Below are 13439 nucleotides of genomic sequence, written 5' to 3'. Positions count from 1 at the left end.
GGTCCTACCTAGCTACTGGGTAAAGAGTGCGGATTAAAAAGTGCAACCCATGAGATACTGCGTAGCAATTCCATCTTTTTGCACTTTCCGCACTCTTTGCCCAGTAGCGGACAGTCATTGCTTTCTTGCGGGACCTTAACGAGTTCGCAGACAAAAACTGAGCTTCTTCTGCATGCCCACTTCAGTAGTCATTTATAGGTCTTCATACCTGAAAATTATATACTCTCTGATCTTATAAAAAAGACTGCTCCTTATACATAGGAGCAATCTCTCTACTTTTTATTGCACGGTATAACCACCGTCAATGACAGCAGCAGTACCTGTTACGCCTCTTAGCTTATCGCTTACCAAAACCGCCGCATAGTCTGCGATTTCCTCTACTGACAAGAGACGTTTTTGTGGAACGAGCGGGTAAATGATTTCTTCTAGTACGCTCTCCAGTGGAACTTGACGAGTTTTTGCCAGATCCTCCAACTGATTGCGAACCAGCGGAGTATCGACATAGCCTGGGCAGATCGCATTAACGGTAATACCATCTGTTGCTCCTTCCAGCGCAGCTACTTTTGTCAGACCAATTACGCCATGCTTGGAGCTGTTATAGGCTGCTTTCCCTGCAAATCCAATTAGACCATTGATAGAAGATACATTCAGGATGCGACCGTACCCTTGTTTTTTCATAATCGGGAAGGCGTGCTTGATTCCAATAAACGGCCCTACCAGCATTACCCGAAGCATGAACTCAAATTTATCTGTAGGAAAATCTTCAATAGGAGAAACATGTTGAAGACCTGCATTATTCACCAGAATATCCAATTTTCCGTATTGTTTGACTACTTCATTGATACCAAGAGAAAACTGTTCTTCACTAGTTACATCAATCCCTATTCCCATGGCACGGTGACCTTCGGAACGGAGTTGTTCAGCAGCTTTCTCTGCCGCTTCTACACGGTTGTCGGTAATAGCAATAATGGCGCCTTCGGAAGCAAAATGTTTCGCCATTTCAAACCCAATTCCACTTGCTGCCCCTGTAATTAGAGCGACACGATCTTGTAAGATCCCCATATGTTCGTCTCCTCCTGTCTGTAGATTTATAGTAATGAGATAGCAAACGCCAGCAAGAATACCGTAACGGTTTTTAGAACAGTAATCGCAAAAATATCTTTATAGGATTGACGGTGTGTCAAGCCAGTAATGGCAAGAAGTGTGATAACCGCACCATTATGAGGCAACGTGTCCATACCACCGGAAGCCATAGAAGCGATACGGTGAAGCATTTCAGGACCAATTCCTACTGCTGCTGCCATTTCCATATAACGTTGTCCCATTACTTCCAGCGCAATGGACAAACCACCTGATGCCGAACCAGTAATACCAGCCAGCACGTTAACAGCTACTGCTTCAGAGACCAATGGATGACTACTTGCGTTAAGCACCCATTCCTGAATTGCTTTAAAACCAGGTAGAGTTTTTACAACGTTACCGAATCCAACCTCGGACGCGGTGTTAAAAATGGCAAGAAGAGCACCAGCTGCTGCTGTTGTCAGACCTGTAGCCAGTTTATTGCTTACTCCCTTAGCATTGATCAGAAGAGCCGCAATCGTACCTACAAGCAGCGCAATGATAAGAGACCAGGAGGATGCAACGGTTTTAACATTGGCAATCTTAAACTGATCGTTCAACATAGTGGCATCGTACCAAGAATCTACAGGGAAAAATCCTCTGCTAAGCATATAGTTCGTAATGAGAACAAGCGCCAGTGGCAACACTGCTAATGTAATGTGTGGATACTTTTGATCCTCTTTCACCAATTCTGGTTCATTCTTATGTTTATCACCATAACCTTCTCCAGCCAATTCAGCTTGTTTACGTCTTCTCTCCAACCACCACATACCACCTACAAAAATGATTAATCCACCAATAATCCCAACCCATGGAGCAGCATACGCGTCTGTTCCAAAATAGTTTGTTGGAATGATGTTTTGAATTTGAGGAGTACCTGGAAGAGCATCCATTGTAAATGTGAAGGCACCTAGTGCGATCGTACCCGGGATTAATCGCTTAGGAATATTTGCTTCTCTAAACAGAGCCGCAGCAAATGGATATACAGCAAAGGCAACAACAAACAGGGAAACCCCGCCATACGTTAATACTGCACAAGCAAGTACAATGGATAGTATGGCACGTTTGGAGCCAAGTCCTTTAACAAAGGTTTGTGCAATAGAGGATGCTGCTCCATTTAGCTCCATCACTTTCCCAAATACAGCCCCAAGTAGGAAGATCGGGAAGAATGATTTTACGTAGTTAGCAGCATTCGTCATAAAGACCTCTGTATAGCTTGGTAACAATGCAATTCCTGATAAAGCTACTGCCAACATGGTAAAAATAGGAGCAAAAATAATGACTGGATAGCCCCGATAAGCAAAAACCATTAACAGACCAAGGGCCAGAACAATTGCAATGATTTCAATAAACATGAATAAAACCTCACTTTCCTTGTGACTTAATCGCCACCATACTCTTTCATTAAGCAGAAACCATGCCAAAAACACACAAATTGTTCAAATCCATTAAAATGTAAGCGATATCAAACCAATCGAAGATTCCTGAATGCTCTTTCAAAAATGCACCATTCACAAAATGTCCATATTTATGGAAAAATCAAATGAGTCCACAATCGAACGACCAGATATAACAAGATAAAAAAGGCCATTGTTGCTTACTCTTATTAAAAAAAAATAAAGAGTCCAGAAATGTGGACTCTTTCCTGATTTTCGGACTTATTTTTGGGGTTGTATCGTTATTTTATCCCATTTTTGATAAAAGCTAGATTTTCCGATGCCTAACATTTTGGCTGCCTTTCGTTTGTTGCCACCTGCTGCTTGTACGGCTCGAAGCACTGCCTCTTTCTCTGCTTCAGCTAATACCTCTTTTAATGTCGGTACTTGATTATCTTGTTGCTTAACGCCTGGAACAGGAAGAATAACATGCTCTAGCTCTAATCTTTTACCGTCCATCATATGTAAGGCACGCTCAAGCATGTTTCTCAATTCCCTAACATTCCCTGGCCATGTGTGATAACGAATTAATTCCCACGCACGTTCGTCAATTTCTTTCACGATAATTCCGGTTGATTCCATTAACTGGTCAAGCAGAACATTTACCAGCTCTGGCAAATCTTCTATTCGTTTTCGGATCGGAGGAATATGAATAGACACCACATGCAACCGATAAAATAAATCCTCACGAAAGTGACCTTCTTTCATTAAGGTAGTCAAATCTCTGTTCGTTGAGGCAATTACTCTTACATTAATGGGGATAGGATGACTTCCGCCTATTCTCTCCACTTCTTTTTCCTGTAAGATACGAAGCAGCTTTGCCTGTAAGTTATGAGGCATGTCCCCTATTTCATCCAGTAATAAAGTTCCACGATCAGCCAGTTCGAATTTACCTTTCTTCCCCTTACGCAGTGCCCCTGTAAAAGCCCCTTCTTCATAACCAAATAGTTCAGATTCCAAAAGGCTGTCGGGGATCGCCGCACAGTTCACGCGGATAAACGGACCCATAGCTCTTCTGCTGGCTGCGTGAATAGCGTGAGCGAACAGTTCTTTGCCCGTACCACTTTCTCCCGTAATCAGTACGGTAGTATCGCTATTTGCAACCTTCTCCGCCAATGCTTTACATTGTTGCATCTCGTGGCTAATGCTGACGATTTGGTCGAATGTATATGCAGCACCTAGCTTCCTGTGTAGCTCACCCTTGTAGTACGCCAATTCCTGTTTCAGTTGATCTATATTGGCTGCTAAAGCATGTAATTGACGCACATCCTGAAACATAACCGTCCCCAGAACTGCAACCATAGTATCCCCGTTATAGATTGGCACTCGATTCGCAATCATTTCTCTGCCATTAATCTTTTGAATCTCGGCAATCTCCTGTTTTCCTGTTTTCGCTACAATATGCATCCGTGTATTTTCAATTACCTGCGTGATATGTTTTCCAACAGGGTCTACTGCTCCCAAAAAGTCACGATAGCTATTGTTCATAAACAAAATGATTCCTTCTGGATCAGTTATAACCATACATTCATAAGCCTTTTCAAAAACCGCTTCCAAAAGGGTTGTATAAAAAGTGGGATCAGATGACACGTTGCTTCCCCCTCTTTCCGATGTCGTTTCAAAATAAACTGCTTACTAAAATAATTGCATATTTTAAAGATTATGAAAACATTTCAAACTGTTAACGACTTTAAGGAGATAGAAAAATGTTTATGTTCCTCATATCTTCACGCAAAGAGCCTGTATCTTACCGAAAATTTCTCATAAACGGTACGACACAGACTCACTTTCACGAAATCAGTTTTATTACTATTTTCTGTTCACCCATGTCGGCTGGCATACTCCAATCTCATAGCCGTCTGGGTCGATATAACAAAACATCCTATTTCCTTCAGTTGTTTCGTACAGCTCTGTCACTTCTACTCCAGAACCCTTAAGATGCTCGTAATCAGCTTCGATATTGGTAGTACGAATCGTACATTGCCGATGAACAAGTTGAGAGATTGGTGACTCTACCAATGAAATAGGCAAATTATGAAACGTAACAGCTCTAGTATTAGTAGCCACAAGAGAATTCATAGTGAAGTCGTATTCCACATCTGCTCCAAAATGTTTTTCATACCACGCTAACGTGCGTTCCAAATTGCTCACAGCAAAAAAGTTCCCTTGCATAATGATCATATCATTATCTTTATACCCTTCCAGCTGTTCTCCAGTTATCTCTATTGGATTACCATCGGGATCTATCAGTGAGAAACACCAGTAATGATAGAATTCTTCCACCGGAGTAGTCTCTACACTATTCTCTGTCAAACGCTTATGACATGCCTTTCCATCTACCGTTTTGATCATAAAAGGAGCTACCGAATATTGATTCACATTTTCACACTGAAACAATTGCAGTGTTGGACCCGTCAAAAGAGATAAGATTACATGTTGCTCCTCTTCCTGGTGCAATTTCATACCAAGATGATTGCAGTACCACTCTTTAGCTTTTTGCCTGTCTTGTACAGGTAAATAAAACCGAAAAACCCCTTCAAAATTTACATATTCTTTCATTTTCACACCTCTTTTCTTTCTTCTTTTTTTAGTTATTTATTTCTTCTACTTCCTGATTCCCCCTCTTTTTCTTCCCAATAATGCTATTTTTTGCCCATATCACACCCAACTAAGGAAGGACCACCCTTTTTTATAGGTAAATTATTGTAATATTACCAAAAAACGAAGGTTTTTACCTTGGTATAATTTTGTTATTCTAGGGGTGCCGAAACTTCCAAAACCAACAAGGAAGTGCGGGGGAATTCTTCACTGGCGAAAATCTACTATTGCTTTTTTAGTAGACTCGCATGGGGTGAATCGTTTTAATACATAGCGTAGGTTTGTATCCTCAATCCGAACCCGACAACTAACCTCGTAGGTAACTAAAAGGAGATATACGTAATGAAAAAAAGAAGCATTATGTCTAAAACTATTTTTTCCCTAGCAATTGGTATGGCTATAGCAGGAATGTCTACCTCTGCCTTTGCTGCAACGCCAGTTGTTATGACAAAAGCTATTCCTGTGTCCCAGCTTAATTCCAACCAACAGGATGCACTATCTACTTTGTTGAATCTGAATCTTGATGCAGAAACTACAAAGAAGTGTCTGTCTTCTGACACAGTTTTGTCTCTTCTGAAGAAACAAAATAATGCTACTACTAAAGACACTACTAAAAAGGATAAGAATGATCTGGTACAACAGATTTGTGATGTCTTGAAAAAAGAAAAACCATCTACAGATAAAAATACGAAGCCTGAAATGAACAAGCCTGAAAAGCCACAGGAAAAACCAGAAATCAATAAACCAGAAAAGCCTGAGAAACCTGAGACCATCCCTGGTGAAATACCTGGGAACAAACCAGAGGGCGAAATTAACCCAGGTGACAAACCTGCTGTTGAACAACCAGGAACTGATTCCTCAGTAGATAAAGAAGCTCAAGAAGTTCTAACAATAGTTAATGCGGAACGAGCTAAAGCAGGCCTGCAACCATTGAAACTAGATTCAAAACTATCCAAAATGGCAAAAGATAAAGCAATCGATATGGCTAAAAACAACTACTTCGACCACAACAGCCCTACGTATGGTTCTCCATTTGACATGATGGACAAATACGGAATTAAATACAAAACAGCAGGTGAAAACATCGCCGAAGGTCAACGTAACGCAGAGGAAGTAATGAAAGACTGGATGAACAGCAGCGGACACCGTGAAAACATCATGAATCCATCCTTCACTACGATTGGAATTGGTTTCCATGAAGGTTACTGGGTACAAGCATTCACTGGCTAATTTAACTTAATTTAATATATGTAGATATGTAACACGTTTCATTAAAAGAGGTGTGGCGCAGAGCTTACTTATAACTCATGCGCTACACCTCTTTTTTTTGATACAGATCTGTTACTCATGCCGGATAATTCATATCTTAGCTGTAGTTTTGTTAGCAATCCTCATCAGGTATTCCCGCTGCTCGTTGCAATCTCTTGGCAATCTTCATAAAATCCTCCTGCGAGATTCCTGGAGCAAACTCCTCCGGCAAGTCTTCCAAATCTGGGATAGGCCCTCCCTCAGGTGTACCGATTATTACTTCAAGAGGTTCACCAGTCTTAGGGTTATTCCCATTCCAAATCAGTTTAATATCACGATAATCATATTCACTAAAGGTAAACAGCTTATTGGCAAGACCCATGTCTTCAAACTTACGCGCTGTTTCAAATGCACGATTGTCCAGATTAGGGATAGGTAGCATTTTGGTCATATCTACTCCCGTTGCAATCTCAAGTGCTTTGGCATAAGCCATGATATGTGTGCCACCTCTAACCAGTAAATAACCGATCATCTCACGTGCAGTTGGATGCTCTGACATCTCGTATACCCGCATCTTATGAGTTCTGGCGCCACACTCCAAAAAGAAGTTGTGCAACAAATCAAGAACCAAGTTGCCACTGTTAAATACATACGAGCCCTCCCACGCTTTTCCCATGGAATCACCTACTATGGCGGTCTGGGCATTGACGATATAATGGTAGGTATTTCTTTTGTCTTTTCCTTCTTGCAAAGGTGCGACATTTGGATTTGCTGCAAAGGTAGTTCCAGTCAAGCAGAGATTGATTGCATTGGTTACAAGCTCTACATGCCCCATCTCTTCTGCCGTAATACTAGCAACAAGATCATAAAACGGTTTCAGCTTTCTCTTTTGACGAAAATTATGCGATTGAAACATATAATTATTAAGTGTGGACATTTCCCCGAACCGTCCGCCCAGCAATTCCTGTACAGCTGCCGCTGCGTTTGCATCTGCATATTTCGATCTGGGTAATTCAATCTGAAGTTTGGCTATCCGTGTGAACAACTCTCCATCCCCCCAACCGTGAGTAGTAGATAACATTTTATTTCCCACTATGGATGTATGAGGGTAAAAGGTTGTTTCATACCCCTTTAATAAGAAGGCATGACCCAGACAATCTCAGGAAGCCTGACAAAGAACATTGTGTCCGCTTTCTCTATCACAACATGATCAGGTAAAACATTGCATACAACTCCTTGTACGATTCCTCTCGTTGTCAGAATGGTCACCGAATTACTCATTAACGATTGCAGTGTCTGAAATACATACGGCTCTGTTATCGTTACCATTCCGGGAGTAGCTCCATAATATCCGTGTTGATCATAGGTGTTCATGAAAACACTTCCTCTCTAGGTATTCGCCCTATAGTATGAATGAGCTTATATGATGGTGACATTAATGAAAGGAGTATAGGAAGGCAGGAATTGAACCACTGCATGTTCATTGCAAATTGTCGGTACACTCAATCATAAATTATTCCTTTTCCTTTTCCACGTATCTTGGTAGGATAATGATTGACTCATCAAGAACCACAAGGAGGTACCATGCAGACACATCTCGTCCGTGGCTATAATTTGTTCTACTTTTCTACATTAGCCATTTTTATTTCTTTCCTACCTGTTTATCTCGCATCACAAGGTTTTTCTAACACGACAATTGGCTCTCTACTCGCTGTTGGATCGTTTATTGGAATTATTTCTCAACCTTTATGGGGAATTGTTAGTGATAAGGTAAAAACGATTAAAAAGATTCTAGTAGGGCTGCTTTTCATCTCTTTGTTGGTTGGAACATTATTATTTCAATCTTCAAATATGTTGAGTGTTTCTATTCTTGTAGGTCTTATGTACTTTTTCTTCATGCCTACAGATCCACTTACGGAAAGCCTTAATTTCCAGACAGCAGAAAAGCGAAATATCAGCTTTGGTTCTATTCGGATGTTCGGTCCCATTGGATATGCTACTTCTTCCCTTTTGGTAGGAATATTCGCAGAAAAGATGGGGATGGATAGTATCTGGATACTGTATTTGTTCTTTGGCGCTATATCAATTCTTCTCGTTGCAACATTGGAGGATTCGTCTAGCACATCTAAGCCCATTTCCTGGCAAACTCTGAAACAATTTTTGTTATATGGACCTAGTCTGCGATTCTTTCTACTTGTACTCTTAATCGCCATTCCTCATCGAATGAACGATTCATTTCTGGGTATCTACATACAATCTTCTGGTGGCTCTACCGGTCTGATTGGGCAAGGTTGGTTCGTAGCAGCAGTCAGCGAAATTATCTTGTTTGCCTTCAGTCATAAGTTTTTAAAGCCTGGTAAAGAATGGACACTCATCTCATTTGCTGCCGTAATGTATATCATTCGTTATATTGCATCGGCACTCGCTCCTTCTCCAGAGTGGATTGTTGTAACACAGCTTTTACATGGTATTTCATTTGTTATCTTTTATACAGCTTCCATTCAATATCTGTACACCATTATTCCAGAAGAGTGGAAAGCAACCGGGCAAACCGTTTTAGCTATTCTTTTCTTCGGTGTTTCTAGCATTATTGGTTCTATACTAGGAGGAGTTGTATTAGACTGGGGCGGTGGCTCAGCTCTGTACTTCTTTATGGCTGGATTGTCTGCTGTGGGATTACTATATGCGGTGTTTAGTAGAAAAGCGTAGCTACCTTAGAAATTACGATCAATATTATACAAGTCATGTAACATAACCTGTGCAACTGATGAATGTCTGCTTAGCAGAGTCATGGGTTGCACTTTTTTATATGGAAGAAAACCAGCTATTTTGTTTTTGAATTTAGGTTTGCTTTTCCCCTGCAAACCCACTACAGTAGCAAACCAAAAAAGCTGATAGTTTCTATAAGAAGAAACCACCAGCCACTCATTCATTTTCTGGCTAAAACCTGAACATTATTCCTCTTGCGCTGCTTGTTTTCTAACAATAAACAAACAGATCGTGATGATAACAAATGCGACCAACGCCAAGAATGGTATCGTGATAAAACCAAGCCAATTAATATACTCACCAGAACACGGTACACCATCTCCGCACATTGGACTTTCCTTTAAAAAAGGTACCTTTTGTACTCCATAGTGATAGAGAGAGGTTAGCATACCAATTATCGAAAATGGTAAAGCATACCTATATATGAGCGTATCATTACGGAATGCTGCGATCCCAAGCACAATGACCAATGGGTACATCAATATACGCTGATACCAACAAAGATTACAAGGTATGAATTTCATCACTTCACTAAAATAAAGGCTTCCCAACATCGCAACCGTGGATGTTATCCAGGATATGAGCAAAGGAATGTTCATCAATTATTGCCCCTTTACACTTGATTCAGTAAAAGCCTTGTCTACCATCTTTTTCAGATCTGCAAAAGAGTTTCCTTTATATCGCTCACCATTAACGAAAATAACTGGGGTTCCATTTATACCAGCTGCTTCTGCCATGGTCATATCAGCCTGGAACGCTCCTTCATATTTCCCTTCTTTATAAGCCTTTATAACCTGAGCCGTTTGGGCCTCATCCGTGACTTCAAGCACTGTTTTTTCTAAAAACTCGTCTGTGAATACATCCTGTTTTTCAAGTTCAAGGTTATCAGGCTGTTTGGTAAATAAATGATCGTGGAACTTCCAGAACGTATCATTTCCTAATTCGCCAAATACTACTTCAGCAAATTTAGCAGAACGTGTGGAATCAACACTTAAAAATGCGTAATTCATGAAGATGATTTGGGCTTGTCCTGAATCCACAAATTCCTTTTTCATAGTTGGGATTGCTTGTTCATTGTAGCTTTTACATGCCGGGCACTTATAATCTCCGAACTCAATGATTTTGACTGGTGCATCCGGATTTCCTACGTAAGGCTGATTGCTGTAATCAAACGTTGCAACTTCAGGTGCTTTAGGCATGAACAAAATAAATGCCAGAATAATCACTGCAATTAAAGCAGTACCGCCGATAATCCATTTTGCTATGTCATTAGTAGCATTGGAAACATTCTGTCTTGCTTTTTGATTCCTCTGTTTCTTACTTTTCTGCTTCCCCTTCAAAATTTCATCACCTCATACATTTTTATAGTCACTTATTCATTTCAAGTTATTTTCTTTCCTATAATCGTAGTAGATTGTAAGGATAGTTGGCAATGGGGCTTTGCAGTTATACACCTCTATTATTAGAAACAATTCTATTATTTTTTTATTATACTAGAATTTGTAAATATAATACTAGAAAAATCATTCTACCATCTAACTTTATGCTATGTTTACCTTCTCATTAGAAATTTCTAGGAAGTAACTAGATGGTAGAACTCTTCACCATGTAGAGAGTTGGAATAAAACGATTCCAAAACAAGCTGCATTCACAAGAAATGTAACTACCGCTCCAATAATAACTCCTTGAAACAAGCCAGTATTCTTCATTGTTAGAATCATCAATGGAATGATATAGATAAGTTGAGCTACACCAATTACGAACGATCCTCCTATTCCTGCAACAAGAAAAAATAGTGTATGCAAAATAAGCGTAAGCCCAATCCCTTTCCAAACCTGAATGGTATGTTTACGATTCTCTTCTGACGTTCGATCTGTTTTCCCCGATTTATCAGGGTCATCCGTTTTTATCTCCATCTCACCCACCTCTTTTCATCTCATTGCGGATTTCTTCCAAAAGATTCTCTTTATCATCCCGATAAAAAAGATTATAGGTATCAAAGGGAATAATTCTTCCATCTGGGTGAGCAATATGTACACATGATTTTTTAACGGAACGAACATCAAAATTATGCTGATCTAGAAACTGCATAATAATCACTCGGAACACATTCTGATAAGTAACCGATTCCGGGATAGAGACCTTGGGAAGGCAACAAAGAAGTTCTTTTAACGACATAGCTGATGATTCTGGAGAATGATTAGTAGAAAACAGAGTAAAAATCTGATCTCTCAGTGACTGATCCTGCTCAAAAACGATGGTGTTACGTCCACCTTCCAATAAGATTTGAGGATCAATCAAGCCAGTCAGTGGAATGACCTGTTCTCCCTGCTTTAACGCATAGCCCATCGCAAGACAATCAGGATGACACGGTACCGGGATAATATCCTCAGCAGCAAATATACCTGATTGATCAATAATCATTTGCCTTACTTCACTTAGAGTCAGTCTATTTATGGATGGATCAAAGTTCTCGATACGTCCTGCATGCTGAACAGGTTGAAATGTAACCCCTCTGACAGCAGGTTGGTTTAATCCATACTGAATAATACTACCTACTTCCCCATCATTTAGCCCCTTTTTCAAGGTAACCACCAATGTAGTCGATATGTTATATTCATTCAGATTTTCAATTGCTTTCTTCCGTATTTCTCGCAAATCACGGCCTCGTAGTTCCTGTAAGGCTTCCTTTTCAAAGCTATCAAACTGTAGATAGATCTCAAAGCCAGGCAAATAATTTGCAAGTCTCTTTACAAAAGCCTTATCCTGAGCAATACGAATTCCGTTGGTATTAACCATGATATGCTTGATTGGTTTAGATTTTGCCATATCTAATATCTCAAAAAGCTGCGGATGTAAGGTAGGTTCTCCCCCACTTATCTGAACAATATCTGGCTCCTGTTCATTTTGTACAATCGCATCCAGCATTTTCTCAATTGTCTCCATGGAACGATAATTACTTCGCTCTGGGGAAGACTCTGCATAGCATATCGGGCACTCAAGATTACAATGGTCGGTGATCTCTAACAAAGTCAGGCAGCTATGCTGCTCATGATCGGGACATAGACCGCAGTCATAGGGACAGCCGTACTTGATGGGCGTGTTCCACACATAAGGCATCTCGGCTGGTTTAATGAATTCACGGCATCTTTTGTAATACTCGACGTCTGTTGAAATCAGTACTTTTTCACGACCATGCTGCATGCAATACTTCATTAAATATACGAGATCATCCTGAATAATTACCTTCGCCTCTACTTTTCGATAACAGGTGGAGCAAATGCTATTTGTCAGCTCGTAAAAGAGATAGGGTCTATTCTTTGGCATGGTTAGTTCATCCTTTCTTGAAACAATTTCGGCGTCCATTTTTTCATACAAATTACGTAATAGAGGAGTCCGAACAAGCATGCCCACTGCATGTTGTTCATGTTACCCAGCAATTCTGGCGTTGGTTTAATGAAGTCAATGAAAAATCGAAACAAAAGATATCCTGTCATGAACAACTGGAACTGCGCTCCTTCTGGTAATTGAAAGGCGCCTCTCTTTTGTTTTAATCGAAGCATGTAAAATCCTACACCTAAGAGAGCTAAAAATACGATTTCATACAATTGCGTAGGATGACGGAGTATACCATCTCCAAAATCCACACCAAAAGGACTTGTTGTCGGCGTACCATATGTATGATCATCTAAGCCAGTTAAAAAGCAGCCAATCCTTCCAAGCATCATGCCCGTCAGTAAGGGAAATACAAGATCATCCCCTGTAGATTCCTGATGCCCTATCCATTTTTTAGTTACCTCTACACCAATTAATCCACCAAGCAGTCCACCCACAATTGTTTTACCACCCATGAGATAGCTGTAGTTATTCCAATTGGCTATTATCTTAGCTGGATCTTCCATAAGAAATAATAGTTTGGAGCCTGCTGCTGCGCCAATAATTGCCCCTATTACTACCCAGATTGCGCGCTTAGGAGAAAGTCGCTCCTTACGCCTCGTATAAAGATACAATCGAAAACCAATAAAGTACGCAAGCAATTCAAATAATAAATGAGGATGAACCTGTAAGCTGCCAATATTGAAGTAATAAGGAAAGGTCAAATCTACTCACTCCATCATGTAAACCTTCATTTTTTTCTGATTTTTGTGTTAAATATATTTTTATTTTACCTTTTTTATCCATATTGTGGTAGTGACTACCCTAGTTCCTTTGATTCATTTCTCCAAACTAAAATACTAAAAGGCATTTGCTCTACGATGCTTACCCGAG

Annotated in this window: 14 protein-coding genes and 1 riboswitch; of the genes, 2 read left to right on the top strand and 12 right to left on the bottom strand. The window is 40.2% G+C overall.

The window, feature by feature from the left end; genetic code table 11:
- Positions 1–279 precede the first annotated feature (279 nt).
- From LM917_RS06415 to LM917_RS06400, 4 genes are all read right to left on the bottom strand, one after another.
- The gene (locus tag LM917_RS06415; protein WP_255667959.1) at positions 280–1062 is read right to left on the bottom strand and encodes a 3-hydroxybutyrate dehydrogenase; all 783 of its coding nucleotides are present in this window, start codon (positions 1060–1062) and stop codon (positions 280–282) included.
- A 26-nt stretch (positions 1063–1088) separates the two neighbouring features.
- A complete protein-coding gene (locus LM917_RS06410; RefSeq protein WP_232696666.1) occupies positions 1089–2474 on the bottom strand; it encodes a GntP family permease in 1386 nt (461 codons plus the stop codon).
- Positions 2475–2777: 303 nt separating this feature from the next.
- The gene (locus tag LM917_RS06405) at positions 2778–4079 is read right to left on the bottom strand and encodes a sigma-54 interaction domain-containing protein (protein WP_232696855.1); all 1302 of its coding nucleotides are present in this window, start codon (positions 4077–4079) and stop codon (positions 2778–2780) included.
- Between the two features lie 285 nt (positions 4080–4364).
- Positions 4365–5114, bottom strand: a complete 750-nt coding sequence (locus tag LM917_RS06400) for a VOC family protein (protein ID WP_232696665.1) — start codon at positions 5112–5114, stop codon at positions 4365–4367.
- A 193-nt stretch (positions 5115–5307) separates the two neighbouring features.
- Positions 5308–5490, top strand: a riboswitch (cyclic di-AMP (ydaO/yuaA leader).
- A gap of 5 nt (positions 5491–5495) precedes the next feature.
- Here LM917_RS06400 and LM917_RS06395 point away from each other — a divergent pair.
- The gene (locus tag LM917_RS06395) at positions 5496–6383 is read left to right on the top strand and encodes a CAP domain-containing protein (RefSeq protein ID WP_232696664.1); all 888 of its coding nucleotides are present in this window, start codon (positions 5496–5498) and stop codon (positions 6381–6383) included.
- Positions 6384–6534: 151 nt separating this feature from the next.
- On the opposite strand, the gene LM917_RS06390 is transcribed toward LM917_RS06395, so the two are convergent.
- Both LM917_RS06390 and LM917_RS06385 read right to left on the bottom strand, forming a co-directional pair.
- The gene (locus LM917_RS06390; RefSeq protein ID WP_232696663.1) at positions 6535–7446 is read right to left on the bottom strand and encodes a manganese catalase family protein; all 912 of its coding nucleotides are present in this window, start codon (positions 7444–7446) and stop codon (positions 6535–6537) included.
- 86 nt (positions 7447–7532) lie between these two features.
- Positions 7533–7775: a DUF2642 domain-containing protein gene (locus tag LM917_RS06385; RefSeq protein ID WP_232696662.1), complete on the bottom strand. Its 243-nt coding sequence runs from the start codon at positions 7773–7775 to the stop codon at positions 7533–7535.
- A gap of 210 nt (positions 7776–7985) precedes the next feature.
- On the opposite strand from LM917_RS06385, the gene LM917_RS06380 reads away from it, so the two are divergent.
- Entirely contained in the window at positions 7986–9110 is a 1125-nt protein-coding gene (locus tag LM917_RS06380) for an MFS transporter (RefSeq protein ID WP_232696661.1), read from the top strand.
- Positions 9111–9115: 5 nt separating this feature from the next.
- Here the strand turns inward: LM917_RS06380 and LM917_RS06375 are convergent, their stop codons facing one another.
- The 6 genes from LM917_RS06375 to LM917_RS06350 form a co-directional block, all read right to left on the bottom strand.
- Positions 9116–9334, bottom strand: a complete 219-nt coding sequence (locus tag LM917_RS06375) for a hypothetical protein (RefSeq protein WP_232696660.1) — start codon at positions 9332–9334, stop codon at positions 9116–9118.
- Positions 9335–9355: 21 nt separating this feature from the next.
- Positions 9356–9769 (bottom strand): disulfide oxidoreductase, encoded by a 414-nt coding sequence (locus LM917_RS06370; protein ID WP_232696659.1) that lies wholly within the window; start codon positions 9767–9769, stop codon positions 9356–9358.
- A 3-nt stretch (positions 9770–9772) separates the two neighbouring features.
- Positions 9773–10510, bottom strand: a complete 738-nt coding sequence (locus LM917_RS06365; protein WP_232696658.1) for a DsbA family protein — start codon at positions 10508–10510, stop codon at positions 9773–9775.
- 261 nt (positions 10511–10771) lie between these two features.
- Positions 10772–11086, bottom strand: a complete 315-nt coding sequence (locus tag LM917_RS06360) for a hypothetical protein (RefSeq protein ID WP_232696657.1) — start codon at positions 11084–11086, stop codon at positions 10772–10774.
- 1 nt (position 11087) lies between these two features.
- Positions 11088–12497 (bottom strand): radical SAM protein, encoded by a 1410-nt coding sequence (locus LM917_RS06355; RefSeq protein ID WP_232696656.1) that lies wholly within the window; start codon positions 12495–12497, stop codon positions 11088–11090.
- A gap of 2 nt (positions 12498–12499) precedes the next feature.
- The gene (locus LM917_RS06350) at positions 12500–13270 is read right to left on the bottom strand and encodes a prolipoprotein diacylglyceryl transferase (protein WP_232696655.1); all 771 of its coding nucleotides are present in this window, start codon (positions 13268–13270) and stop codon (positions 12500–12502) included.
- Between the last annotated feature and the right edge of the window lie 169 nt (positions 13271–13439).

It is taken from the genome of Brevibacillus daliensis, from assembly GCF_021245735.1.
GTDB lineage: Bacteria > Bacillota > Bacilli > Brevibacillales > Brevibacillaceae > Brevibacillus_B > Brevibacillus_B daliensis.
Note: the sequence above shows the minus strand (reverse complement) of the source record. Positions and strands in the feature narration are given on the sequence as shown.

Excerpts from the sequence above, each read along its gene's own strand:
- LM917_RS06360 (WP_232696657.1), bottom strand. The coding sequence starts at position 11,086 with ATGGAGATAAAAACGGATGACCCTGATAAATCGGGGAAAACAGATCGA.
- LM917_RS06375 (WP_232696660.1), bottom strand. The coding sequence starts at position 9,334 with ATGAATGAGTGGCTGGTGGTTTCTTCTTATAGAAACTATCAGCTTTTT.
- LM917_RS06370 (WP_232696659.1), bottom strand. The coding sequence starts at position 9,769 with ATGAACATTCCTTTGCTCATATCCTGGATAACATCCACGGTTGCGATG.
- LM917_RS06385 (WP_232696662.1), bottom strand. The coding sequence starts at position 7,775 with ATGAACACCTATGATCAACACGGATATTATGGAGCTACTCCCGGAATG.
- LM917_RS06410 (WP_232696666.1), bottom strand. The coding sequence starts at position 2,474 with ATGTTTATTGAAATCATTGCAATTGTTCTGGCCCTTGGTCTGTTAATG.
- LM917_RS06400 (WP_232696665.1), bottom strand. The coding sequence starts at position 5,114 with ATGAAAGAATATGTAAATTTTGAAGGGGTTTTTCGGTTTTATTTACCT.
- LM917_RS06405 (WP_232696855.1), bottom strand. The coding sequence starts at position 4,079 with ATGGTTATAACTGATCCAGAAGGAATCATTTTGTTTATGAACAATAGC.
- LM917_RS06380 (WP_232696661.1), top strand. The coding sequence starts at position 7,986 with ATGCAGACACATCTCGTCCGTGGCTATAATTTGTTCTACTTTTCTACA.
- LM917_RS06395 (WP_232696664.1), top strand. The coding sequence starts at position 5,496 with ATGAAAAAAAGAAGCATTATGTCTAAAACTATTTTTTCCCTAGCAATT.
- LM917_RS06415 (WP_255667959.1), bottom strand. The coding sequence starts at position 1,062 with ATGGGGATCTTACAAGATCGTGTCGCTCTAATTACAGGGGCAGCAAGT.
- LM917_RS06355 (WP_232696656.1), bottom strand. The coding sequence starts at position 12,497 with ATGCCAAAGAATAGACCCTATCTCTTTTACGAGCTGACAAATAGCATT.